22 protein-coding genes are annotated in these 22993 nt (G+C 64.2%); 12 read left to right on the plus strand and 10 right to left on the minus strand.

The window, feature by feature from the left end; genetic code table 11:
- Position 1 precedes the first annotated feature (1 nt).
- Entirely contained in the window at positions 2-1288 is a 1287-nt protein-coding gene (locus J8I87_RS20965) for a Rieske 2Fe-2S domain-containing protein (RefSeq protein WP_209933733.1), read from the minus strand.
- 265 nt (positions 1289-1553) lie between these two features.
- Here J8I87_RS20965 and J8I87_RS20970 point away from each other — a divergent pair, with 265 nt between their 5' ends.
- On the plus strand, positions 1554-1880 hold the full coding sequence (locus tag J8I87_RS20970) for a non-heme iron oxygenase ferredoxin subunit (RefSeq protein ID WP_209933735.1): 327 nt from the start codon (positions 1554-1556) through the stop codon (positions 1878-1880).
- Between the two features lie 49 nt (positions 1881-1929).
- On the opposite strand, the gene J8I87_RS20975 is transcribed toward J8I87_RS20970, so the two are convergent.
- The 6 genes from J8I87_RS20975 to J8I87_RS21000 are packed head-to-tail and all read right to left on the minus strand — an operon-like array spanning position 1930 to position 7508.
- Positions 1930-2901, minus strand: a complete 972-nt coding sequence (locus J8I87_RS20975; protein ID WP_209933737.1) for a GTP-binding protein — start codon at positions 2899-2901, stop codon at positions 1930-1932.
- A complete protein-coding gene (locus J8I87_RS20980) occupies positions 2898-3596 on the minus strand; it encodes a class II aldolase/adducin family protein (protein WP_209933738.1) in 699 nt (232 codons plus the stop codon). Before J8I87_RS20980 ends, J8I87_RS20975 begins: the two co-directional genes overlap by 4 nt.
- Before the next feature lie 2 nt (positions 3597-3598).
- A complete protein-coding gene (locus tag J8I87_RS20985; RefSeq protein ID WP_209933740.1) occupies positions 3599-4429 on the minus strand; it encodes an ABC transporter permease in 831 nt (276 codons plus the stop codon).
- Positions 4426-5274 carry an ABC transporter ATP-binding protein gene (locus tag J8I87_RS20990; protein WP_209933742.1) on the minus strand — a complete coding sequence of 283 codons (849 nt, stop codon included), beginning with the start codon at positions 5272-5274 and terminating at the stop codon, positions 4426-4428. The genes J8I87_RS20985 and J8I87_RS20990 overlap by 4 nt, the downstream gene beginning before the upstream one ends.
- Before the next feature lie 28 nt (positions 5275-5302).
- Positions 5303-6349: an ABC transporter substrate-binding protein gene (locus tag J8I87_RS20995; RefSeq protein ID WP_313065336.1), complete on the minus strand. Its 1047-nt coding sequence runs from the start codon at positions 6347-6349 to the stop codon at positions 5303-5305.
- A 28-nt stretch (positions 6350-6377) separates the two neighbouring features.
- A complete protein-coding gene (locus J8I87_RS21000; RefSeq protein WP_209933744.1) occupies positions 6378-7508 on the minus strand; it encodes a porin in 1131 nt (376 codons plus the stop codon).
- Positions 7509-8105: 597 nt separating this feature from the next.
- Between J8I87_RS21000 and J8I87_RS21005 the strand changes: the two genes are divergently transcribed.
- Together J8I87_RS21005 and J8I87_RS21010 are read left to right on the plus strand one after the other, a co-directional pair.
- Complete coding sequence (locus tag J8I87_RS21005; protein WP_209933746.1) at positions 8106-8918, plus strand: IclR family transcriptional regulator; 813 nt, start codon at positions 8106-8108, stop codon at positions 8916-8918.
- 24 nt (positions 8919-8942) lie between these two features.
- Complete coding sequence (locus J8I87_RS21010) at positions 8943-9971, plus strand: 2Fe-2S iron-sulfur cluster-binding protein (RefSeq protein WP_209933749.1); 1029 nt, start codon at positions 8943-8945, stop codon at positions 9969-9971.
- Between the two features lie 78 nt (positions 9972-10049).
- On the opposite strand, the gene J8I87_RS21015 is transcribed toward J8I87_RS21010, so the two are convergent.
- From J8I87_RS21015 to J8I87_RS21025, 3 genes are all read right to left on the minus strand, one after another.
- Positions 10050-11093, minus strand: a complete 1044-nt coding sequence (locus J8I87_RS21015; RefSeq protein ID WP_209933750.1) for a PDR/VanB family oxidoreductase — start codon at positions 11091-11093, stop codon at positions 10050-10052.
- 78 nt (positions 11094-11171) lie between these two features.
- Positions 11172-12386: a Gfo/Idh/MocA family protein gene (locus J8I87_RS21020; protein WP_245254049.1), complete on the minus strand. Its 1215-nt coding sequence runs from the start codon at positions 12384-12386 to the stop codon at positions 11172-11174.
- Complete coding sequence (locus tag J8I87_RS21025) at positions 12383-12973, minus strand: MarR family winged helix-turn-helix transcriptional regulator (protein WP_209933752.1); 591 nt, start codon at positions 12971-12973, stop codon at positions 12383-12385. Before J8I87_RS21025 ends, J8I87_RS21020 begins: the two co-directional genes overlap by 4 nt.
- 334 nt (positions 12974-13307) lie before the next feature.
- On the opposite strand from J8I87_RS21025, the gene J8I87_RS21030 reads away from it, so the two are divergent.
- The 9 genes from J8I87_RS21030 to J8I87_RS21070 all read left to right on the plus strand — a co-directional run.
- Complete coding sequence (locus J8I87_RS21030; protein ID WP_209933755.1) at positions 13308-14576, plus strand: aromatic ring-hydroxylating dioxygenase subunit alpha; 1269 nt, start codon at positions 13308-13310, stop codon at positions 14574-14576.
- A gap of 193 nt (positions 14577-14769) precedes the next feature.
- Entirely contained in the window at positions 14770-16938 is a 2169-nt protein-coding gene (locus J8I87_RS21035) for a tripartite tricarboxylate transporter permease (RefSeq protein ID WP_209933757.1), read from the plus strand.
- A 261-nt stretch (positions 16939-17199) separates the two neighbouring features.
- Entirely contained in the window at positions 17200-18324 is a 1125-nt protein-coding gene (locus J8I87_RS21040) for a tripartite tricarboxylate transporter substrate binding protein (protein WP_209933759.1), read from the plus strand.
- 63 nt (positions 18325-18387) lie between these two features.
- Positions 18388-19095 (plus strand): class II aldolase/adducin family protein, encoded by a 708-nt coding sequence (locus tag J8I87_RS21045; RefSeq protein WP_209933761.1) that lies wholly within the window; start codon positions 18388-18390, stop codon positions 19093-19095.
- A gap of 29 nt (positions 19096-19124) precedes the next feature.
- On the plus strand, positions 19125-20114 hold the full coding sequence (locus J8I87_RS21050; protein ID WP_209933763.1) for an ABC transporter substrate-binding protein: 990 nt from the start codon (positions 19125-19127) through the stop codon (positions 20112-20114).
- Positions 20115-20254: 140 nt separating this feature from the next.
- Positions 20255-20887, plus strand: coding sequence for a chromate transporter (locus tag J8I87_RS21055; RefSeq protein WP_209933765.1), 633 nt, complete (start codon positions 20255-20257; stop codon positions 20885-20887).
- Positions 20884-21420 carry a chromate transporter gene (locus J8I87_RS21060; RefSeq protein WP_209933767.1) on the plus strand — a complete coding sequence of 179 codons (537 nt, stop codon included), beginning with the start codon at positions 20884-20886 and terminating at the stop codon, positions 21418-21420. Before J8I87_RS21055 ends, J8I87_RS21060 begins: the two co-directional genes overlap by 4 nt.
- A 174-nt stretch (positions 21421-21594) precedes the next feature.
- Positions 21595-22608 (plus strand): AraC family transcriptional regulator, encoded by a 1014-nt coding sequence (locus J8I87_RS21065; RefSeq protein ID WP_209933770.1) that lies wholly within the window; start codon positions 21595-21597, stop codon positions 22606-22608.
- A 203-nt stretch (positions 22609-22811) separates the two neighbouring features.
- Positions 22812-22993: acyl-CoA dehydrogenase N-terminal domain-containing protein (locus tag J8I87_RS21070; RefSeq protein WP_209933771.1), on the plus strand; the 182-nt coding region annotated here is incomplete at its 3' end.

Raw genomic sequence — 22993 nt, forward strand, 5'->3', positions numbered from 1 at the left:
GCTAGATCGTCGTGTGGGCCTTGCCGGCTTCCGCGTGCAACGCGTCTTTCGCGCCTTCCTTGAAGGGCAGGTCGCGTTGCAGCACGATCGCGACGGAACGCACGCGCTGCGCTTCGGGATCGCGCCCCGGCGGCAGGACGCCCTTTTCCGCCAGCGCACGCGCCGCCTTCATCAGCCGGTGACGGACCATGATGATGCCGTTGTCCGTCGATACCAGGTTTTCGCGCGTACGGTCCTGGATCGGCCCCATGCTTTCCTGCAGCGACGCATCCTGCATGCCGATGCCCTCGACGCCGCTATACGTGGTGCCCGCCTTTTGCGCCGCGCGGTCCATCAGATAGTTGTTGTCCCTGTTTTGCAGCGGACGGTACGTGCCGGGGACATAGCGCACGTGGATGCCCTTGCCGTCCTTCATCGCGTCGACTTCCTCGCTGGTCAGATCGCGTGTCGGATGATAGTCGAAGCTCCATGCCCAGCAGTGCTCGTCGTCGATGGGCACCCAGAAGTGGCCGTGTACGGGATGATCGCCGCGCGGCGGCACCATCGTGAAGCACGGCATCACCCAGGGCGTGATGCGCCAGTAGTACTGGTCGTCTTCCGCGTTGCGGCGCGCGCCGATATACAGGCCGCCCGTCGCTTCGACCACTTCGAACACCGGGCTGAAGTCGCTCAGGTTGTACTGGTTGCCGCGCGCGCCCTTAAAGAGCGGATCGGAATTGAGCGCGCCGCGATGCAGGAACGACACATGGCTCGAATCGACGCCGCCTTCCAGCGCCTGCAGCCAGTTGCATTCCTGCAGGCGCTTGGTCATGAAGGATTGGCTTGCGGGCACCGTCGAGAACTCATACGCGGGCAGCGGCGGCTGATGCTCGGGCGGTCCCATGTAGACCCACACGACGCCGCCCTGTTCGACGAGCGGATACGACTTCAGTTTGATCTTGTTGCAATAGCCGCTTTCGACGGGCTCGGACGGCACGTCGATACATTGGCCCTGCACGTCGTACTTCCAGCCGTGATACGGGCAACGGATGCCGCCTTCCTCATTGCGCCCGAACCACAGCGACACGCCGCGATGCGCGCAGAACTCGTCGATGAGGCCGAGCTTGCCATTCGAGTCGCGGAACGCAAGCATGCGCTCCGACAGCAGTTGCAGACGCACGGGTTCGCCGCCCGCTTCCGCGACTTCCTCGGAAAGCAGCGCCGGCAGCCAGAAGCGCCGGAAAAGTTCGCCCATCGGCGTGCCGGGGCCTGTTTGGGTCAGCAGGTCGTTGTCCTGTTTCTTCAACATTCGTTTGCCTCTTGGTGTGCGTCTGACGACGTGTCTCAACATTGCGCGCGGCGATTGATTGCGGGGGCGGCGCGCTCTTCATGACGGCATGCGCGCAGCTTGCATGCCGGTGGCGGAACTGGCTGCCTCGTGCCGATGTTGCCGGAAACCTTCCAGCCGCTTTTCATTGCGTTCCGGATATAGGAACGCTGTTCTTTCAACATGAACAAAGTTATCATCGGCTCCGATGTGTGTCAAACGGTGAATCGGAAAACGGAGGATGGAGATGGAGAAGACATGCGCGCGCATCGCGCTGTGCCGCAAGGGCGACGTGGCCGAGGGACAGGCGATCAGGATCGAAAAGGACGGCTATGTGCTGGCGGTGTTCAATCTCGAAGGCGAGTACTTCGTGACCGACGATACGTGCACGCATGGTCCGGGGTCGCTGTCGGAAGGGTGCATCGATGGCGATACGGTCGAATGCGACTTCCACAATGGCGCGTTCAATATCCGCACTGGCGAAGTTGTCGCGCCGCCTTGCATGATTCGGTTGAAGACATATCCCGTTAGCGTTGAAGGTGACGAGGTGAGCATCAGCGTGGCGGACGAATGACGCAGGTATGAAAGCCGGGCCTTTGGGTCCGGCGTCTTGTTTGCGGCGTTCACAGGTCCCGCAAGATCAGCGTGACGCCGCTTGCCACTTCAGGGCCGCCCGAGCGCGGAAGTGCGTTCGTCACCGATGCATGGCGATCGCCGCGCGCGAACTGCACGATGAACGCTGCGCCATCGCGCATGCGCACGATGCCCTTCATTCGCAGCAGCGTATTGCGATGGCGCTCGATCAACACATCCAGTTGCGTGTTCAGCGCGTCGAGACGGGCGATGCCTTCGATCGCTTCGAAACGGGTATGCGAAGCGTGCCGCGCGCTGCTGCCGTCGCGTGAAAACCCCGCGCCGATGCGCGGACGAATGGGCGGCCGCCAGCTCGTGCGTAGTGGCTCTTTGGGTGCGGCGCGCGCGTCGTCGAGATACCGCAGCACATCGGCGCTGCCGAGATCCGCGTTCGCCGAACATAGAACGCGTGTAGAAGGGTGCGAGCGTTGCAGCGTTTGCATCAGTTGCCGGCGCGTCGCATCGTCGGCCACATCCGTCTTGGTCAGCACGATCACGTTCGCCGCGTCGAGTTGGGCGCGCGCTTCGCTGAATGAATCGATGGTCTGCAAGGCGGTCGGCGCGCCGATTGTCGTCACGACCCCTGCCAGCCGATACCGCTCGTGAATGAACGCGTGGCTATTCATCGATGCGACGAGGGGAGCCGGATCGGCCAATCCCGTCGTCTCGATCACCACGCAGTCGAATCGTTCGATGCTGCGATAAAGACGCGCCCAGAACAGATTTTCGAGCGCTTCGTGCAGCGCAGGCAGCCCGCTGCAACAGATGCACGCATCGGCGATCAGCGCGGGCGCTTCGCCTGCGTGACCGAGCATCGCGTGGTCGAGCGCGACCGCGCCGACCTCGTTGACGATCAGCGCGGCGTTGCGCAATGGCGCTTGCTTCAGCCAACGCGCGAGCAGCGTCGTCTTGCCGCTGCCGAGAAAGCCCGTCAGCAGATAGACGGGTATGCGTTCGATCATCGGCTGGACACGCGCTCCCGCTGCAGCTTGCCTGCGTGATAGTCCCACACCTTCTGAAGCAGATTGGGCTTCCACAGATTGCGCCCAATGCTCTCGATCTGCTCGGCCGACAGCACCATCGGCTCACCGAGTTGCAGTGCGAGGTACTGGCGATGCGCGTTCTCTTCCAGATAGAACGCGAGCACGAACGCTTCGAGTATCCCTTCGGCCGCGATGACGGCACCATGCGATTTCAGCATCGCGACGCGATGCGGGCCGATCACGTCGGCCAGTTCTTCCGCAAGCGGCTTCTTGTTGATCGACGCCGTCTTGCCGAAGCGGCGAATCTCGCCGAGCACGGCCGCCTGCATGATGACGGGCTCGACGGTCCGGTCCGTCATGCTGAAAAGCGTCGACCAGACGGGATGCGAATGCACGACGGAGTGCACGTCGGGACGCCGCCGGTAGATTTCCGCGTGAATCGGAAACTCCATCGGCGGCACGGCGTCGCCCTCGATCAGATTGCCGTCAAAATCGATCGTGACGATATCGTCGATGGTCAGCGCGCTGCGCACGGACTTGCCGGAATTGATCAATAGACGCTCGTGCCCCGGCACGCGCCAGCTGAAATGACCGTTGAAGTCGATCACTTGCGCGCGTTCGAGCATCAATATTGCATCGACGAGCATCTGCTTTTGCGGGATGAATTCGCTCATGTCTAGCGCGCTCCTTTCCATGGAATCAGCTTGCGTTCGAGTTCCGTCAGCAACAGCGACACGCCGTAGCCGAGAAACGCGATGACGAGCAGGCCGACATACATCTGCTCCACCGAGAGCAGCTCCCACGCGTTCCAGATCATGTAGCCAAGACCGCTTTTCGAGCCGATCATCTCGGCGATCGCGATCAGCATCAGGCCCAGCCCGAGACCGAGCTTGATGCCGCTCATGATGTGCGGCACGGCGCCCGGCAGTGCGATCGTGCGAAACACTTGCCAGCGGTTCGCACGGAAATTGCGGCCCACGTCCAGATAGATCTTGTTGATTTCGAGCACGCCCGTCGCGGTGTTGATGAGCACGGGATAGAACACGCCAATTGCGACCATCGCGATCTTCGACGCTTCTCCGAGCCCGCAGATCAACAGCAGCAGCGGAAAGATCGCGCTCTTCGGCACCGGGTACGTTGCCGCGATCAACGGATCGAACACGGCGCGCAGCGGGCGCGACAGGCCCGTTGCGACGCCGAGCAGCAACGCGGGAATGCCGCCGATCAGCGCGCCCCAGAACAGGCGTTGCAGCGTCGCGGAGGTGTTGGCCCACAGCGAGCCGTCGTCCACGAGCGAGACGAAGGTCGCGAAAATTTTCGTCGGTGCAGGGAAGAAGCGTTCGTCGATCATGCCGGCCTGCGCCGCGATCTGCCACACGAGCAGCAGCACGACGGGCGAAGCGATGCTGATGAGGCGGTCGCGCTGCCTGCCGCTCGTCCAGTTGATCCGTGCCTTGCGGCAGCGTGAGGGGGCTGTGTTTGCCGTCAGTTGTTGTGCTGTCTTCATGCTTTGTTCTCGCCGAGATCGCGGGATCGCGCGCGCTCCACTTCGTCGCGCAGTTGGCCCCAGATGGAATAAACGAATTCGCCGTACTCGGGACGCGCGCGCAGTTCGAGCACCGAGCGCGGCCGCGCGAACGGCACATCGACAATCTGCTTGGCACAACCGGGCTGCGCCGTCATGATCATGATGCGGTCGCCGAGCGTCGCGGCTTCATCGACGCTGTGCGTGATGAACAGCACCGTCTTGCGCGTTTCGTCCCAGATGCGCAGCAATTCTTCCTGCAGCAGCAGCTTGTTCTGTTCGTCGAGCGCGGAGAACGGTTCGTCCATCAGCAGGATATCGGGGTCGTTCGCGAACGCGCGCACGATCGATACGCGCTGCCGCATGCCGCCCGACAGCTGATGAGGATACGCATTCGCGAAGCGCGTCAGACCCGTGCGGTTCAGGTAATAGCCGACCGTCTCGCGAATCTCCGCTTTGGGCACGTGGCGCAGCGCGAGGCCGTAGGCCGCGTTGTCGAACACCGTCATCCACGGGAACAGCGAATCGCCCTGGAAGACCATCGAATTGCCCGGCCGGAATTCCGCGGGTGAGGCGATGTCCACGCTGCCGCTCGTCGGCGATTCGAGGTTGGCGAGAATGCGCAGCAGCGTGGTCTTGCCGCAGCCGCTCGGGCCGACGATCATGAAGAAGCAGCCAGTCGGAATATCGAGCGAAACGTTGTCGAGCGCGGTGACGGTGCCGCCCGGCGTTTCAAACGATTTGGTCAGCTGGTGCAGGCGGATCTTGACAGGTAAGTCTTCTATCGCGGCTGGCGGCGATGCGGGTTCGATCAGGGGTGTTGCCATCAAACGTCTCCGTGCGGGATGGTTGCTGCTATTTCATGCGGGGCTTATAGGGGCCGAGCGCCGCGTCCGCCTGATCGACGAACGTCGTATCGACCACTTGCGCGACGCTCACGTTGCCTTTCACAACACCCTGGCTCTTGAAGTACGCGAGATCGTTTTCGAGGCTCGCGATGTTGAGCTTGCCGTCGGGGTTCGTCCCTTGCGGCACGATCGTCCGGTAGACATTGACGTCCTTGATCGGCGTGTATTGCGTGAGGACGGCGATCACTTCGTTTGCATTGGGGCCGGCGAGCTTGCCGTCCTTCAGTGCGTCGTTGTAGTCGCGCACCGCGCGCAGATACGCGCGCATGAAGGCCTTTGCAGTGTCAGGATGGTCGTGGATGAACGCGGTCGAATAGAGCACGACGGCAAGCTGATGATTCGGGTAGATCTCGTCGTCGCCCATCACGCGTACGGCCGCGCCGCTCCGCACGGCTTCCGTCGCGGACGGCTCCGTTGTCAGCGACGCGTCGACAGCCTTGTTTTCGAGGGCCATTACATGCTGCGGAAAGCCGAGATAGACGCGTTCGACGTCGGCAGGCTTGAGCCCCCCTTTCTTCAACGCTTCGTTCATCGTCGAGGTCGAGGCGCTGCCCGTCGCGCTGCCCGCGACTTTCATCCCTTTCAGATCGGCAAGTGTCTTGTAGCGGCCGCTCGCGACGAGATCCTTGCGCACCAGCAGCGGCTGATAGCCATAGCCGGGCGGCGTCGATCCCTTGTCGGCGACGATCTTGATGCCGATGCCGCGCACGACCGCGTTATAGAGTCCCGCTGACGGCGAGCCGCCCGCGACGTCGAGCTGGCCCGCGCCGAGCGGCGCAACCATCTTCGCGCCGGAATCGAACGGGATAAAGCGCGCGTCGATGCCTTCGGCGCGGAAATACCCCTTCTTGTCGGCGATGAAAAACGCGACATCACTGCTCGCGTTCGCAATGCCGACGTGCACGACAACCGGCGTGGCCGCATGACTTGCGCACGCGCCGCATAGTGCGGCGGCGGCGACGGCGGTCCTGTACAACGTTACGATCCTCTTCACCCGATGCTCCTGTTGAGTGGGCGTGGCATCAGAAACGATGCTTCAGCGAAAACTTGACAGCGACCTGATTCGGCGTGGTCGACTGGCCGAGCGAGCCGATCGCGGCCACGGCGGGATGACCGGTGGAGTCGATGCCCGACGCGTGCTGCCATATGCCGACGACGAGGACATCGGTGCGCTTGGACAGGAAGTAGTCGGGGCCGAAATCGACCTGCTCGTACTTGGCGGTTTCGGCGTTCGTGTAGTTGAACGACGCGCCGACGAGGAAAGCGGGCGTGAACCAGTAGCGCGCATTCACTTCATAGCTGTTGAAGATTGCGGAGCCCGTGTTCGGTGTGGTCGGCGTGCGCAGAATGTCGTTGAAGCTCGTATGCGTATAGACGAAGCCGAATTTGGCTGAGCCGAGTGTGTACGCGATGCCCGCGCCGAAGATGTCCATCGAGTTCGCCGACAGGTAGCCGCTGAACACGGGGCTCTTGCCGGGCGACGTGAAGCCGGGCTGCCCCGGTGCGGCGGTGCCGTCAAAGGCCGAAGTCGCGGGCGTGTTCACATGGTCGTAGGCGAGCGCGATGGTGACGGGGCCGTTCTGGTAATTTGCGCCGAGCGTGTAAATCCGGTTGGTCGCGAAGTTTCCGGGCGTGCCGCCAGGCGCGAAGATGCCGTCGATGGTGAGGCCATACATTGTCGGCGACCGATACTCGATCGAGTTGTTGACGCGAAAGTTCGAGTTCAGATTGTCGAAGTCGCCTGGGTGGGTTCCGACCCACGCCCATATCGAAGTCGCTGCGATCTCGCCGATATAGCGGGTCATCGGATCGTACTGCCGGCCCATCGTCAGCGAACCGTAGGGCGTCTGCAGGCCCACCCAGGCCTGGCGTCCGAACAGGCGGCTGCCTTGCAGCAGCTTGCCGTTCGACATGTCAAATCCGTTTTCCAGCGTGAAGATGGCCTTCATCCCCGAGCCGAGATCCTCGGCGCCGCGCAAGCCGAAGCGGCTGCCGTTCGTCTGTCCCGTCACCGTCTCGACGTTCGAGTGCCCCGATTGATTGTTGATATACACGATGCCCGTATCGGCGATGCCGTACAACGTGACCGAACTCTGGGCGTGCGCGGTCCCCGCGAGAACAGGCAACGCGAGTAGCGCGACAGTCTTCTTCATGGCGTCTCCATCCCGATGAAAGATGTGGGTCCCGGTCGGATGCCGGGTTGATTCATTTGTGGGCAGCAACTTCGCACGAACGTTCTGGATGCCTAAATGCAATACATGCATCGGCTATGCAGGACTGGTCGTGATGCGGCGCTGCTCGTGGTCCGCGGCCTGGCGTCAGATGACGGGCAGACCGTATTCGATGAAGCTGAAGCAAATACTGCGGTACACTGTCCGTGTCGTTCCTGTATAAGGAACGACGGTCCACTTGAAAGGGGTGTGAAGAGTGTGTTTTGTTTAGGAACCTAAGTCAAGGACGAAGCGGCCAGGGTATCTACTCATTTTTGCGGTTTTTGTTACGCATGGCGGAACCGCGTCACTGCATATGGAACGCATAGCCTGAGGAACCGGCAAACGAACACGCGAAGAGAGTGGGCGTGTCGATGGGAATCCCTATCGTCGCGGGTGCTGGGACGCCTGTATCATGGGGCCGGAGAGGCCGCGCGCTGCACGGATGCGTACAAACGCGCCGGCAGCGAGTCGATTTGAAGATAAGTTTGTTCTTATATACGGAACGTTGTTCCGAATAACGAGAGGTGGGGTATATTCATGCAAAGTTCGGATGTGCAGGCAGCGTCTGAAGGAAAGGGCGAAGCGGGAGATGGCCGACTGTCGTCGGTGACGGCGGCGATCCGTTTGCTGAAGGTGTTTTCGGAGCAGGAGCCCGAAATCGGCATCAGCAATCTCGCGAAGCGGATGGGCCTTGCGAAGAGCACGGTCCATCGTCTCGCGACGACGCTCGTCGCTGAAGGGTTGCTCGAACAGAATGAGGAGAACGGCCGCTATCGGCTCGGCATCCAGTTGTTCACGCTGGGTGCGCTGGTGCGCCGCCGTTTCGATGTGTCGAAGCAGGCTGTGCCGTTCCTGCACGTGTTGCGCGAGCAAACGGGCGAAACGGTGCATCTCGCCGTGCTCGACGATACCAACATCGTCTATCTGTTCAACCTCGAAAGCGATCAGGCGATCCGCATGCGCTCGTACATCGGCGTGCGCAAGCCTGCTTTCTGCACCGCGGAAGGCCAGGTGCTGCTGGCGTTCCGCACGCCGGATGTGGTCGCGCGCGTGCTGAAGGCAGGGCTGGTATCGCGCACGCCGAATACGAATACGGATACGCAGGTGTTCCTGAAGGCGCTCGAAAAGGTGCGTCGCGAGAACTATTCGATCGACGACGAGGAGTCGGAGGTCGGCATGCGCGGCATCGCGGCGCCCGTGCGCGACGTGTCGGGCAGCGTGGTGGCCGCCGTCGGCATCGGTGGCCCGTCGCAGCGGCTCAGCAAGAAGACGCTGCGCGCATGCGTGCCGCACCTGTTGAATGCGGCGGAAGGCATCTCGTCCACTCTGGGATACCGGCCGCCTATGTGAAGTCCATCTGATAAGGAAAGTCGCATGTCCGACGCTGCTCATCGCATCACGCTCGCCAACTCCGATGTTTCGTTCGACTGCGATGAGCACGACACCGTGTTGCGCTCGGCACTGCGGGCGGGTATCGCGTTTCCTTATGAATGCAATGTCGGGGCGTGCGGCAACTGCAAGTTCGAGTTGATCGAAGGCGCGGTGGACATGAAGTGGAGCGATGCGCCCGCGTGGACCGACAAGGACCGCGCGCGCAACCGCTATCTGGGTTGCCAGTGCGCGCCGCGCGGCGATTGCACGATCAGGCTGAGACCGTCGCCGCAATACGCGCCGCTTCATGCGCCGCGCCGCGTGACGGGCACGCTCGCCGGCCGCCGTAGCATCACGCACGACATCGAGGAATTCCGCTTTGCGCTGTCTGCGCAGATGCCGTTCGAGCCTGGCCAGTACGCGCTTCTGAACCTGCCGCGCGTGAGCGGCGTGCGCGCCTACTCGATGAGCAATATCGCCGATGAGCCGCGCATGCTGCATTTCCAGGTCCGGCGCGTGCCGAACGGGCGGGGCAGCAGCGTGCTGTTCGATGCGCTCGAAACGGGTGCGCAGGTCGAGATCGACGGGCCGTACGGGATGGCGTATCTGCGCCGCAACGTGACGCGCGATGTGTTGTGCGTCGCGGGCGGCTCGGGTCTGGCTCCAATGATTTCGATCGCACGGGGAATCGTGGCGGAGCCAGCGCTCGCTGGCGTGCAACTTCACTTCCTGTACGGAGGCCGCACACCCCGCGACATCTGCGGCCGCGACATGCTCGCATCGCTGCCGGGGTTCGACGAACGCATCCGTTTCGAGGCCGCCGTTTCCGACGCTGCGCCCGGCGATGCATGCGATCCGTGGACGGGGCATGTAGGCTTCGTTCATGAACTTGCCGATGCGATGTTCGGCGAGCGCTTGCGCGACATGGAAATCTATTTCGCCGGGCCGCCCGCAATGGGCCAGGCAATCCAGCGCACGCTGCTCGCGCGCAAGGTGCCGTTCGAGCAGGTTCACTTCGACCAGTTCTATTGAGCGCGCGGCGCACGCGATGCGTCACGTTCATCCCGCTTCGCGCGGGAGGCGGCGCGCCCGGTTGCGCCGCTGGCCACGTCACAGGTCGAGCACGAGCTCGTCCGACTTCGCGCGCGACACGCAGATCATGATCGCGCTGTCGTACTCGTCTTCGTCGAGCACGAAGTCGCGATGATCGGCTTCGCCTGCAACGAGCCGCGTGCGGCACGAGCCGCAGGTGCCCGCTTCACACGAACTCGGTGTCTCGACGCCGTGCGCGCGCAGTGCGTCGAGTATCGACTCGCCGGCCTGCACGTTCACGCACTGGCCGCTGCGCGCGAGCCGCACGACGAACGGCTTGTCGCCGCCCGATTCGCCGCTGCAAGCGTGTGCGCTCGTGCCGAAGTCCTCGAAATGAACGGCCGACGAAGGCCAATGCGAAGCGGCCTCGCGCACCGCCTGCATCAACGGTCGCGGGCCGCAGCAATACAGGTGCGTATTTCCGTCGCGCGCCGCGAGATACGGTGCGAGCGCGAACGACCTGTCGCGCTCGCCGAAGTCGTGATGCACGACCACGCGGTCCGACGCGCGCAATTCATCGAGAAAAGCGGTCGACTCGGGCGTGCGCGTGCAATACAGCACGCGGTAGTCGGCGTTGCGCGCGTCGAGCTCTGCGATCATCGCGCGCAACGGCGTGATGCCGATGCCGCCCGCGATCAGCAGATAGCGCGCAGCGTCGCCCGTCAGCGCGAAGTAGTTTTCCGGCGGCGCGACCTTCAGGCGCGTGCCGACGCGCACATCGCGTGTCATGCTGGCCGAGCCGCCGCGTCCATCCGCGTCGAACTTGACGGCAATCAGATAGCGGTCGCGCTCGACGGGCGAACTGCACAGCGAATAGCGACGCTCGATGCCGGCAGGCGTGCGCACGAGCACATGCGCGCCTGCCGAGAACGGTGGCAACGGCGCGCCGTCCGACGCGCGCAGTTCGAACAGATGAATGTCTTCAGCGATCTCGCTGCGGGCCGTGACTTCGAGCGACAGAAAGCCGGCGGCGTCCGCGCGCGCGCGTTGGTCGTCGAGCGTGGCGACGTCGTCAGTGTCTTCTTCGCCTGCGAAGGCGGTTTGCGTCAAGGTAGCGGTCATCGTCAATCGGGCAGCGCAGGCTGCCGCCTCTGGAAAAATCCGGCTGGTTCGCCATCAGGTGCGCCGTCTCCCGCGCATTCATCCACGCGCGCGCAGCGCTACCTGATGCTTCAATTCGACATCGCGCCCGCTTGCCGACGAAGCAATCGCCGCCTCGCAGACTTCGAGATTCGCAAGACCCCAGTGCCCGTCGTGCACGGCAATGCCGCGTGTGCTGATCGCGTCGTGAAACTCGGCCATCACGCGCGCGCGGGGCGACGCGTGCGTCGGCAGCGGCAGCTCCGCGCGGCCCGCGTCGGTATAGATGATCAGGCCTTGCGGCGACTGGCGAATCTCGCCGCGCTCGCAACTGACGATCGTCAGCCCGAAGTGCGGCTGATGCGGCGCATCGCCGGGAATCGCGTGCCTCGCGCGCGCCTGTTTGGCGAGCAATTCTTCTTCAGGCGTGCGCGCGGGCTTGCCGGCGGCTGCCTGCATCGACGCATCGGCTGCGGGGCGTCCCGGACTCATGAAGCCCCATTCGCCGACGCCCTCGCACAGCTCAGTGCTGAAGAAGCGGCCATAGCCGTTGTAGATCGCGGTGGCGGCGGCGCCGTCCGCGAACTCGATGAACACGCTATGCGCACCCGTAGCGCGGCGCCGGGGGTCCCAGTCGAACGTTTTTGCGCGCACGCTGCGCGCTTCGCCGCCGCACAGCAGACGGATGATGTCGAACTGATGCGAGCCCTGGCGCATCGTCACGCCGCCGCCCTGTTGCGTATCGAGCTCGTCGGCACGGCGCGGGCGGTAGATCCAGTCCGTGAAGCACCAGGTATTGACCATGCGCACGCGGCCCAGCTCGCCGCCGTCGATCAGTTCGCGCATCGCGTGGATCGGCGCGTCGTAGCTGTGCGAATGACCGACGAGCAGCACCACGCCCGCAGCGTCGGCGGCATCGACCATCGCGCGCGCATCGTCGAGACATGCGGCCATCGGCTTTTCGACGAGCACATGCTTGCGAGCGGCGCAGGCGCGCAACACATGCTCGCGATGCAATGCCGTCGGCGACGCGACGTAAATCGCATCGACGCTCGCCTGCGCTTGCGCGAGCAGCGCGTCGAGACTGTCGTAAGCGACGACGCCGAATTCAGCGATGGCCGCGCGGCGCACGGTTTCAGCGGGATCGACGATCGCCGCCAGTTCGAAACCGCGATGCCCTTGAATGGCGGGCACGAACGCGCGGCCGGCCGTGCCGAAGCCGACGATGCCCACGCGTACGGGGCGCACGGCGCGATCGTGTGCGGACATGTTCATGGTGCGTCGCCGTTTGCGGCATCGCCCGACCAGTTCGCGCTGCCGTTCGCTGCGCGCGTGTTGGTCGCGTCGCCGTCTTCGCTGCGGCCTGTGGCGACTTCGTCGTTGGCGAGGTTCTCGATCATCGCGAGAAGCGTGCGGCGCGTCGCGGCGATGTCGTCGGGCGAGATGCCCGCGAGCGCGATGCGGTTCACGTCGATCGCCTTGGGCACAAGCAGCGCGCGCAGGCTCGCGCCCTTCGGCGTCAGGAAGATGCGGACCTGCTTGCGGTTGTCGGGCAGCTTCTGGCGCGTCACATATCCGAGCGCTTCCATCGCTTTCAGCGCTGAAAACGTGGTGGGTTCGGCGACGCCCGCCTGTTCGCTCAACTGGCGCTGCGTGAGGCCGTCCGTTTGCCACAGGATGCGCAGGAACGTCCAGTGCCCGTACTGCACCGCATGCTCGCGCAGTCTCGCTTGCAGCGAACGCGAGAAGCCGCGCGCCGTGTCCTTGACGAGATGGGCCATCCGTTCTTCGGGCAGCGCCTCGCGCCAGTGGCGCAGCGTGCCGGGCATCGGGTCGCGCGGGTTCTTTTCACTCTTGCTCATGCAATCACCTGTGTCGGCGCATGTCTGCACATGCGTTTTATAAATTAGATAGCTAAGTTTAGCGTGTCAACCGTTGGATGTCAGCAGGTGCTCGCACGCGGCTTTTCCGGTCAGGGCTTCATCCTTTACCAATAAGGCTTTGATGCTGATCCGGAAGGGTCCCGGCGAGCGGCATCGGTGTTTTCCATTATTGGAACTTAGATACCTAAGTATAAGATGCCGTTCGAGAGCGGATACACGCGTCGCCGGTGCTTGGTTGCCGAGGGGATCGGCAGGCGGCGCGCAGCGTCGACCGATCAACCGGCTTCATTGAAACTCAGGGAATGTGAAGACCATGCTGACCGCAGAACAGAACGAAAGCCTCACGCGAGTAGGCCCCGGAACGCCGATGGGCAACCTGATGCGCCGCTACTGGCAGCCGATCGGCGCAGCGGCGGAGCTGGAAAACCGCTGGACGAAGCGCGTGCGCCTGCTGGGCGAGGACCTGGTGCTGTTCAGAAACCGCCAGGGCAAGCTGGGCTTGATCGCGGAACAGTGTCCGCATCGCCGGGCGTCGTTCGCGCACGGCATTCCGACGGAAGACGGCATTCGCTGTCCGTATCACGGCTGGGAGTTCGATGCGCAAGGCAAATGCCTGAGCCAGCCGAACGAGCCCGACAACTGCGTGTTTCGCGACAAGGTCGCAACGGACGCCTATCCCGTCGAAGAACTCGGCGGCCTGCTGTTCGCGTACATGGGACCGGAGCCGCGGCCGCTTTTGCCGCGCTTCGACGGCTTCATCGCGCAGGGCGCGATCCGCATGATGGGACGCGCGCTGTTGCCCGTGAACTGGCTGCAGATCATGGAGAACTCGCTCGACCCCATCCACACCGAATGGCTGCACGGTCATCACTACGAGTTCCAGAAAGAGCAGGAAGGCGTCAAGGTTGCGATCAGCGCGAAGCACGAAAAGATCGCGTTCAACGAGTTCGAGTTCGGCATCACGAAGCATCGCCTGCTCGCCGGGCATCCGGAGGATTCGGACGACTGGCGCATCGGCCACCCGATCGTATTTCCGAACATGCTCGCCGTCGGCAACGGAGACGAAGCGTCGCGCTACTACTCGTTCCAGATCCGCGTGCCCGCCGACGACGAGCACACGCTGCACCTCTGGTACAACGCGTACATGCCGCCGAAGGGCGTCGACGTGCCGAAGCATCTGACCGACAAGGTCCACGTCTACGACGTGCCGTTCAAGGATGAGCACGGCGAATTCATCGTCGACAACGTCGATGGGCAGGACATGATGGCCTGGATCACGCAAGGCGCCATTGCCGACCGCACGCGCGAAAACCTCGGCTCGACGGATCAGGGCATCGCCATCTACCGGCGCGTTCTGCGCCGCGAAATGAAGAAGATCGAGCAGGGCGAGGACCCGATGGGCATCGTGCGCGACCCCGCGCGCAACCTGCGCATCGATCTGCCGAACGAGCGCAAGAAGCATCACAACAGCGATGGCTTTGCGAGCTTCATGCTGCGCACGCACGCGAAGTATTCGCCGATCGCGCAAGACCTCGTCGGGATCTTCGAGCAGCAGCGCTCGGAGGAAGAGGCCACGCAGTAACGGCGGTCATCGCGGCACGGGAGCGTCGCGGCGGGTGCGCGCGGTCCGCAAGCCGAACCTGCCGTAGCGGCAGCAAGCGCAGTACAGACAGGCCTGAACAAAGTCCGGCGGCACGGCCGGACGCGAACGGGAGACACCTCATGGATACGAGCGGTTCAGCGGCGCACGGTTGGTTCTGCGGGAGGGCTTCCTGATGGGCGCCGCCGCGATACATGCACTGACGTTGGTACTCGATCCGCTGCGTCTCGCGATCATGCTGGGCGGCGTCGTGCTCGGGCTCGCACTCGGCGTCGTGCCGGGGCTGGGCGGCATCGTCGGACTCGCGCTGCTGATTCCGTTCACGTATCACCTCGACGGCTATACCGCGTTCGCGCTGCTGCTCGGCATGGCCGCCGTGACGACGGTGTCCGACTTCATACCGGCCGTGCTGTTCGGCGTGCCAGGCACGGTCGGCGCGGCGGCCACGGTGCTCGACGGCCATCCCCTCGCAAAGCGCGGCGAAGCGAAGCGCGCATTCGGCGCGGGCTATGCGTCGTCGCTTGCGGGCGGAATTTTCGGCGCGCTGCTGCTCGCCGTCGCGATTCCCGTGCTGCGCGTTGTCGTGCTCTATATCGGTTCGGCGGAACTGCTCGCGTTGTGCATCTTCGGTCTTTCGATGGTGGCCGTGCTGAGCGGCAAGGCGCCCATCAAGGGGCTGGCCGTCGCATCGTTCGGCCTGATGTTGTCGCTGATCGGCTCCGATCCGCAGACGGGCACGCTGCGCTGGACCTTTGGCTCGCTTTATCTGTGGGACCATCTGCCCCTCGTGCCCGTCACGCTCGGCATTTTTGCGTTGCCCGAACTCGCCGAGATGGCGATCGAGCGCTCGAGCATTTCGCGCGCGGACGGCGCCGTCACCGGCAAGCCGAGCAGCCAGTGGCAAGGCGTGCTCGACGCCGCACGGCACTGGTGGCTGATCCTGCGTTGCAGCGGCCTTGGCGCGCTGCTGGGCGCCGTGCCCGGCATCGGCTCGGCCGTGATCGACTGGATGGCCTATGGCCACGCGATCCGCACCGAGAAGAACGCGGAGAACTTCGGCAAGGGCGACATTCGCGGCGTCATAGCTGCCGAGAGTTCGAACAACGCGAAGGAGGGCGGCCATCTGATACCGACCGTCGCGTTCGGCATGCCCGCGGGCGCATCGATGGCGCTTCTGTTGAGCGCGTTCATCATGCACGGCTTCACGCCGGGCCCGGAGATGCTGACCAAACATCTCGACGTCACGTACGCGATCATCTGGACGCTGACGATCTCGCACATCATGGGCGCGATCATCTGCCTGTCGGGCAGCGGTCTGTTCTCGCGGCTCGCGACCGTGCGCGTCGGCGTGCTGATCCCCCTCGTGCTCGGCATCATCTTTCTCGGCGCGTTCAACGCGAGCCAGAGCTGGGGCGACCTGTGCTCGATGGTGCTGTTCGGCTTCATCGGCTGGGTGATGCGGCGGCTCAACTGGCCGCGCCCGCCGCTGATTCTCGGCCTCGTGCTGGGCAGCATCTTCGAGCGCTACTACTTCATTTCAAACGAGATCTACGGCATCCATCTTTTCACGCGGCCGATCGTCGTCGGGGTGCTGCTCGCCGCGCTGTGGGTCGTGCTCGGCCCGTCGATCCGGGGCCTGCGCCGCGCGGCGAAAGAGGGGCGCCGCGCGTCGGACATGCAGTTTCGCATCAGGCGTCTCGATCATCAGTCGCTGTTCACGATCGTGCTGATCTGCGCCGTGCTGGCGGGCATCTGGACGGCCTCCGACTGGGCCTTCGGCGCGAAGCTGATGCCGATGACGGCTGCCTGCGCGGCGCTCTTCTTCTCGTGCCTCGTGCTGATCCAGCAGGCGGTGGCGCGCGATGTGCCGAGGATCGAGCGCGAGTTCATGTCGAATGCGGTGGCGGCGGCATCGGCTGCATCGGTGGGCGCGATGGCCGTTGCGCCGGCGGGCGACGCGTCGGCCAATGCGCTCGCATTGAACCGCACGGCTTCGGCAACGGGCGCGGCGGAGTCGCGTTCGATGTCGCCCTGCGTCGAGCACGACGAAGAACCGTCGCTGCCCATCGCGACGGTCCGCGCGCGCGGCTTGCGCTTTTTCTTCGCGATCGGCGGCGCGCTTGCGCTTGCATGGCTGATCGGTCTGCTGCCGTCGTTGCTCGTGATGATGCTGCTGCTCGCGCGCTTCGAATTCGGCGAGCGCTGGCGCAACGCGATCGTGCTGTCGGCGGCGATGACGGTCGCGTTGTGGCTCGTGTTCGATCTGATCTTCTCGACGCCCTGGCCGCCTTCGTTGCTCGGCAATCTCGTGCCGCAATTGCGCGCGATGGGCGGCCTCGTATGAGTATCGATGCGACCAGCGTGATGCCCGCCGCGCGCATCGACGTCGCGCAGGCCAACGGATACGCCCCCGTGCCGGCGACGCACAGTCCAACGGACACGCCCCCGTGCCGGCGACGCACAGTCCAACGGACACGCCCCCGTGCCGGCGACGCACAGTCCAACGGATACATACCCGTGCCGGCGACGCGCAGTCCAACGAATACGCCCCCGTGCCGGCGACGCACATGCGCCGAAGCCGGCCGATAACGAAGGAGACAATCTGATGAAGACCTTCTCGCAGCAGACTTTCCGATCTCGCCCAACGGGCACGTCGGGCTCCACGGACACAACGAATGCGACGGGCAAGCGCACAACGTGCGTTCGCCGCGCTGCCGCCGTGGCGTTCGCGCTGCTCTCGGCCGCCTGCTATCTGCCCGCGAACGGCTATGCCGCCGACAGCACGGAGAGTTTCTACAGCGGCCGCACCGTCAACCTGACCATCGGCTATTCCGTCGGCGGCGGCTACGACACCTACGCGCGCCTGCTCGGCAAATACATCGGCAACTATCTGCCCGGCAAGCCGACCATCACGCCGCAGAGCATGCCGGGCGCGGGCAGTCTGAAGGCCGTCAACTATCTGTACAGCGTCGCGCCGAAAGACGGTTCGACGTTCGGCACGTTCGGCCGTACGATGCCCGAAGAGCCGCTGTTGGGCGACGCGAATTTCGACGCACGCAAGCTCACATGGCTTGGCAGCATCACGAGCGACGTGAGCCTGTGCATCACGTGGAAGACATCGAAGATCAAGACGTTCCAGGACCTCGTCAACCAGGAGTCGCGCATGGGCGGCCAGGGCGCGGGCTCCGATCCCGATGTGATGGCCTCGACGATCAAGACGCTGTTCAACTCGAAGCTCAAGCTCGTCACGGGCTATCCGGGCAGCAATGAAACCGCGCTCGCGATGGAGCGCGGCGAGATCGATGGCGAGTGCGGCGTGTCGTGGAGCACGATCCAGGTGCGTCATCCCGACTGGATACGTGACAGGAAGGTCAACATTCTCGTGCAGGTCGCGCTCGAAAAGCATCCTGAATTGCCCGGCGTGCCGCTGCTCATCGATCTCGCTTCCAACGACGAGACGCGCCAGGTGCTGAAGGTGATCGTCGCGAGCCAGGCGTTCGCGCGCCCGTTCGCCGCGCCGCCTGGCCTGCCGCCGGAACGCGCGGCCGCGCTGCGCACCGCGTTCGCGCAGACGATGAAAGACCCGGCGTTCCTGGCCGAAGCGAAACGTCTCGGACTCGAAGTGCGGCCCGTGCCGCCCGAGCGCATCGACCAACTGCTCGACGAACTGTACAAGACACCACCGCCGCTGCTCGCCAAGGCGAAGGCAGCCGTGGGAGGCCGCTTCTGACCACCGGGCGGCCCGTTCGACGAACGCGGCCGCCCTCACTCCTGAAAGGCGCAAGAGCACACCATGAACGCAGACGAAGCGAAACAGAAACTGATCGACGCGGGCCGCATTCTCGAAGCGGAAGGACACGGCGACTTGACGCGCGGCCACGTGTCGATCCGCGTGCCGGGCGACCCCGATCATTTCTTCATGAAGCCGCACAGTCACGGCTTCGACGAGATCACGCCCGAGAACATCGTCGTGTGCAATCTCGACGGCGAGAAGGTGGGCGGCGCGGGCCGGCGTCATAGCGAAGTCTTCATTCACTCGGAGATCTTCAAGGCGCGGCCCGATGTGATGAGCGTGATCCACGCGCACCCGACGCACGCTGTCGCCCTGTCCGCGACGGGGCAGCCGCTGAAGATGATCAGCCAGCCGAGCTGCCATTTCGCCGATGGCGTGCCGTACTACACCGACACGATGAACCTGATCCGCACACAGGAAATGGGCGCGGGCGTCGCGCGCGCGCTTGGCCAGAGCAAGGCCGTGCTGATGCGCAATCATGGCGTGGCGCTGGCGGGCCGCTCGATCGAAGAGGCCGTCGTGCTCGCGCTGCTGCTCGAGAACGCCTGCCAGATCCAGTTGATGACGGAGGCGGCGGGCGGCGTGGGCGAGCGCTTTTCGGACGAGGACATCCAGCGTCTGCACGATACCGTGACGCGCCCCGAGCAGTTCTCCGTCAACTTCGAATTCCTGCGCCGCAAGGTCCAACGCAACCTCGCCGTGTACTGATTTCTTCACTTGCAGCAAGCCAATTGAACATGAACGGAAAACTCAATCTTTCGATCGCCACGGGCGACTACGACCGCACGCGTCCTCTCATTGCCGGGAACGTGCAGATCGATGGCGTCGATCCCGTCTTTATGACGCTGTCGCCGGAAGAAATGTTCTTTCGCGCGTTCCGCAACGAGGAGTTCGACATCAGCGAACTCTCTTTTTCCAGCTACACGGTGAAGCATTCGGAAGGCACGTGCCCGTATATCGCGTTGCCCGTGTTTCTGTCGCGCGCGTTTCGTCACACGTCGATGTATGTGCGCACCGACCGCATCACGCGCCCGGAAGATCTGAAGGGCAAGCGCATCGGCATTCCCGAGTATCAGCTGACGGCGAATGTCTGGGCACGCGCCGTGCTCGAAGACGACTTCGGCGTGAAGCCGGAAGACGTGACGTGGGTGCGCGGCGGCATCGACGAGCCGGGGCGGCCCGAGAAGATCAAGCTGCAGTTGCCGTCGGATATCCGCGTGGAAGCCGCGCCCGAAGGCGACACGATCTCCGCGATGCTGGACCGCGGCGACATCGATGCCTTCATGGCGCCGCGTCCGCCGTCGTGCGCGGGCAAGAATCCGCATGTCGGGTGGCTCTTCGCCGATCCAACCGAGGCCGCGAAAGACTACTACCGGCGCACCAGCGTCTATCCGATCATGCACGTGGTCGGTATTCGCAAGACCCTCGCGCAAGCGCATCCGTGGCTGCCGGCTGCCGTGCTGAAGGCGTTCGAGGAAGCCAAGCGCATCGCGCTCGACAAGCTTTCGGATACCTCGGCGACCAAGGTCACGCTACCGTTCGTCGAAGAGCAGCTGAAGGCCGCGCGCGATCTGCTCGGCGACGATCACTGGCCGTATGGCGTCGCGCGGAACCGGACGACACTCGAAACATTCCTGCGTCATCACCATTCTCAAGGTTTGTCGAAGCGTCTGCTGTCGGTCGATGAGATATTCCATCCGTCGACCTACGAAACGGCGAAGATCTGAGCGCGAGCCCGTTTGCCCGATGAGGCGCGCGAGGCGGCGGTGCGCGGATGCGCACGCCGCGCTTTGTCGTGCTTTGTCGTGCGCTGGATGACGGGCGTTTTCCCACCTCGAAGTCGAACTGCATCACGCGGGACGCGCACATGAATGCTCCTCTTGTCGATCAGGTCAGCTGTCCCGCGATCGAACGGCCTTGCGCTCGCGCGCGCCCGACCACGCGCGAGCTTTTCGGCGCGTTCTTCCTGATCGGGCTCACCGGCTTCGGCGGCGTGTTGCCGTGGGCGAGACGCATGCTCGTCGAACGGCGCGGGTGGCTCACGGACCGTGAATTCGCCGAACTGCTGCCGCTCGCGCAATTGCTGCCCGGTCCCAATGTGTCGAACATCGCGACGATCCTCGGGCGGCAGTTCCGCGGCGCAAGCGGCGCGGCGATCGCGGTCGGCGCACTGTATCTCGCGCCGACCATCGTCACGGTCGCGCTCGGCTACGCGTATGCGCGCTGGGGCAACGCGCCCGTCACGACGCATCTGTTCGCGGGCCTGATGCCTGTCGCAACCGGCCTCGTCATCGCGACGGTGCTCAAGCTGATCGTGAGCCTGCCACGCGACGTCCGCAATCTGGCGCTCGAGTTCGCGACGTTCGCGGCGATCGGCGTGCTCAAGCTGCCTTTGCTGCTGGTGATCGCAGTGCTGGGCCCCGTCGGCGCATGGCTCATGTATCGCGCGCTGCGCGGCGCGCCCGCCGTCACCGACGTCGACGGCGGAGCCGGCCAATGAGCGATCTGTGGTCGACGCTCGCGGATCTCGCCGTGCATAACGTGGTGTGGTCGCTGCTTGCCGTGGGCGGCATGAACGCGACGCTCGCGGATATCCAGCGCTATGCCGTCGATACGCGTCATTGGGTGACGAGCGAGCAGTTCGTCACGTTCTTCTCGATCACGCAGGCAGCGCCGGGACCGAATGGCATGGCCGTCGCGCTGATCGGCTTTCAGGCGGCGGGACTCGCGGGCGCGCTCGTGACCACGGTTGCGAAGATCGTGCCATCGGCGCTCGTCGCCTATTTCGTCAGCGACTGGGTCGAGCAGCGCAACCGCTCGCGCGTCGTGCTGGCGATACGCCGCGGGCTCGCGCCCGTGACGGTGGGCCTGCTGGCATCGGCGGCCTGGGTATTCGCGCGCGAAACGGATGTGAACGTGTCGCGCGCGATGCTGACGATACTCACGGTGCTGATGGTCTATCGAACGCGGATCAATCCGATCTGGATGGTCGCCGCAGGCGCCGCGCTTGGCGTGGCCGGAATGGTCTCGTGAAGCGGCCGGGATAAGCGCATCTGACCCGATTGGGAGTAACATGAGCGACCCGCGCGGCCCGGGAGGTTCCGCTCGCGCGGGCTGCCGTCCAGCGCGCGGTGAAGCCGTGAAGCCAGCGCGCGCGGGGCGTGACGATCTCTGTCCGGCTTCGGGTTCGCCCCAGGCTTTCCACGCATGCAAGCGCCGAGTGCAACTGTTCCCATCTCGCTCGTCAATGGCTTTCTGGCCGCGGCCGGCGCGCAAGCCGAGCTCACGCAGCGCTATCTCGAGCAGGCGGGCATCACGCCTGAGCTGCGCGGCGCGCCCGGCGCGCGGGTGACGGAAGAACAGTTCTCGACGCTCTACCGCACGCTCGCAATCGAGCTGGACGACGAGATGCCCGGCATCTTCAGCCGTCCGCTTCGCAGCGGCACGCTGAAGTTTCTCTGCCTGAGCCTGCTGGACGCGCCGAACCTCGAAACGGCACTGCACCGCTTCGGCCAGTTCTTTCATATCGTGCTCGACGATTTTCGTTTCGAGTCGCGCCGCAGCGATCTGATGGCGCAAGTCGAGCTGCGTCCGAACCCAGCGTATGGAGGCATCGGGCCGCTTGGCCAGGAGTTGACGCTCAAGCTTGCGCAGGGTGTCTCTTCATGGCTGATCGGACAAAAGATACCGCTGTTGCAGGTCGATTTCGCGTGTCCGCAACCGCCGCACGCCGCCGATCACCGTTACTTCTTCCCGGGGCCGGTGCGATTCGGCTGCGACGCGACGCTGATGCGTTTCAGCGCGGCTTTCCTCGATATGCCGATCCGGCAGAGCAAGCGCAACCTGCGCAAGTTTCTCGCCCGTTCTCCCGGCGAATGGGTCTTCGAGTCGTTCAGCGAGCAGCGGGTCAGCCATCGCGTCCGGCAATATCTCGCCGGCGAATTGCCCGACTTGCCGACCATCGAGCTTGCGGCGAGCCATCTTCACTGTTCGGTGCGCACGCTGTGCCGCCGCCTTTCCGCCGAAGAGACGACGTTCCAGTTGCTCAAGGACGAGCTGCGGCGCGACATCGCGATCCAGCGGCTCACCGATACGCACGACCCCATCGCCGTCATCGCCGGCGACATCGGCTTCGACGACCCGAGCGCCTTTCACCGCGCATTTCGCCATTGGACGGGCAGCACGCCCGGGACCTATCGGCGGCCCGTTCAGGCGCGCTGAAGCGCGCACGGGCTCGGGTTCGCGCGGGCGCCGGGGGCGGTTTCGCCCGCTCGATGTGGCCAGATTTGTCACTAGACGGTCCGGTTTGGACAGTTCGCTCGCGACAGACGGCGGTAGCATCAACACGTAACATCGCTGCCTGACCGTTTTCCTTTCTGGCGTCGTGGCAGTTGTTCAATGACCGCTTGTTTGGAAGACACACCATGAGTTATATCGCCCCCGTCAAAGAGATGCTTTTCGTGCTCAACGAGTTGAGCGGAATCGAAGATGTCGCGAAGTTGCCCGGCTTCGAAGAGGCCGGTTTTGAAACGGCACAGGCCGTGCTCGAAGAATCCGCGAAGCTGTGCGGCGAAGTGCTGGCGCCGCTGAACGTCGAAGGCGACAA

This window comes from Paraburkholderia sp. LEh10, assembly GCF_017814945.1.
In the GTDB taxonomy this organism is placed as follows: Bacteria; Pseudomonadota; Gammaproteobacteria; order Burkholderiales; family Burkholderiaceae; genus Paraburkholderia.

Bases quoted from the DNA above. Each gene is read 5' to 3' on its own strand.
- J8I87_RS20965 (WP_209933733.1), bottom strand. From the start codon at position 1,288: ATGTTGAAGAAACAGGACAACGACCTGCTGACCCAAACAGGCCCCGGC.
- J8I87_RS20970 (WP_209933735.1), top strand. From the start codon at position 1,554: ATGGAGAAGACATGCGCGCGCATCGCGCTGTGCCGCAAGGGCGACGTG.
- J8I87_RS20975 (WP_209933737.1), bottom strand. From the start codon at position 2,901: ATGATCGAACGCATACCCGTCTATCTGCTGACGGGCTTTCTCGGCAGC.
- J8I87_RS20980 (WP_209933738.1), bottom strand. From the start codon at position 3,596: ATGAGCGAATTCATCCCGCAAAAGCAGATGCTCGTCGATGCAATATTG.
- J8I87_RS20985 (WP_209933740.1), bottom strand. From the start codon at position 4,429: ATGAAGACAGCACAACAACTGACGGCAAACACAGCCCCCTCACGCTGC.
- J8I87_RS20990 (WP_209933742.1), bottom strand. From the start codon at position 5,274: ATGGCAACACCCCTGATCGAACCCGCATCGCCGCCAGCCGCGATAGAA.
- J8I87_RS21000 (WP_209933744.1), bottom strand. From the start codon at position 7,508: ATGAAGAAGACTGTCGCGCTACTCGCGTTGCCTGTTCTCGCGGGGACC.
- J8I87_RS21005 (WP_209933746.1), top strand. From the start codon at position 8,106: ATGCAAAGTTCGGATGTGCAGGCAGCGTCTGAAGGAAAGGGCGAAGCG.
- J8I87_RS21010 (WP_209933749.1), top strand. From the start codon at position 8,943: ATGTCCGACGCTGCTCATCGCATCACGCTCGCCAACTCCGATGTTTCG.
- J8I87_RS21015 (WP_209933750.1), bottom strand. From the start codon at position 11,093: ATGACCGCTACCTTGACGCAAACCGCCTTCGCAGGCGAAGAAGACACT.
- J8I87_RS21020 (WP_245254049.1), bottom strand. From the start codon at position 12,386: ATGAACATGTCCGCACACGATCGCGCCGTGCGCCCCGTACGCGTGGGC.
- J8I87_RS21025 (WP_209933752.1), bottom strand. From the start codon at position 12,973: ATGAGCAAGAGTGAAAAGAACCCGCGCGACCCGATGCCCGGCACGCTG.
- J8I87_RS21030 (WP_209933755.1), top strand. From the start codon at position 13,308: ATGCTGACCGCAGAACAGAACGAAAGCCTCACGCGAGTAGGCCCCGGA.
- J8I87_RS21035 (WP_209933757.1), top strand. From the start codon at position 14,770: ATGGGCGCCGCCGCGATACATGCACTGACGTTGGTACTCGATCCGCTG.
- J8I87_RS21040 (WP_209933759.1), top strand. From the start codon at position 17,200: ATGAAGACCTTCTCGCAGCAGACTTTCCGATCTCGCCCAACGGGCACG.
- J8I87_RS21045 (WP_209933761.1), top strand. From the start codon at position 18,388: ATGAACGCAGACGAAGCGAAACAGAAACTGATCGACGCGGGCCGCATT.
- J8I87_RS21050 (WP_209933763.1), top strand. From the start codon at position 19,125: ATGAACGGAAAACTCAATCTTTCGATCGCCACGGGCGACTACGACCGC.
- J8I87_RS21055 (WP_209933765.1), top strand. From the start codon at position 20,255: ATGAATGCTCCTCTTGTCGATCAGGTCAGCTGTCCCGCGATCGAACGG.
- J8I87_RS21060 (WP_209933767.1), top strand. From the start codon at position 20,884: ATGAGCGATCTGTGGTCGACGCTCGCGGATCTCGCCGTGCATAACGTG.
- J8I87_RS21065 (WP_209933770.1), top strand. From the start codon at position 21,595: ATGCAAGCGCCGAGTGCAACTGTTCCCATCTCGCTCGTCAATGGCTTT.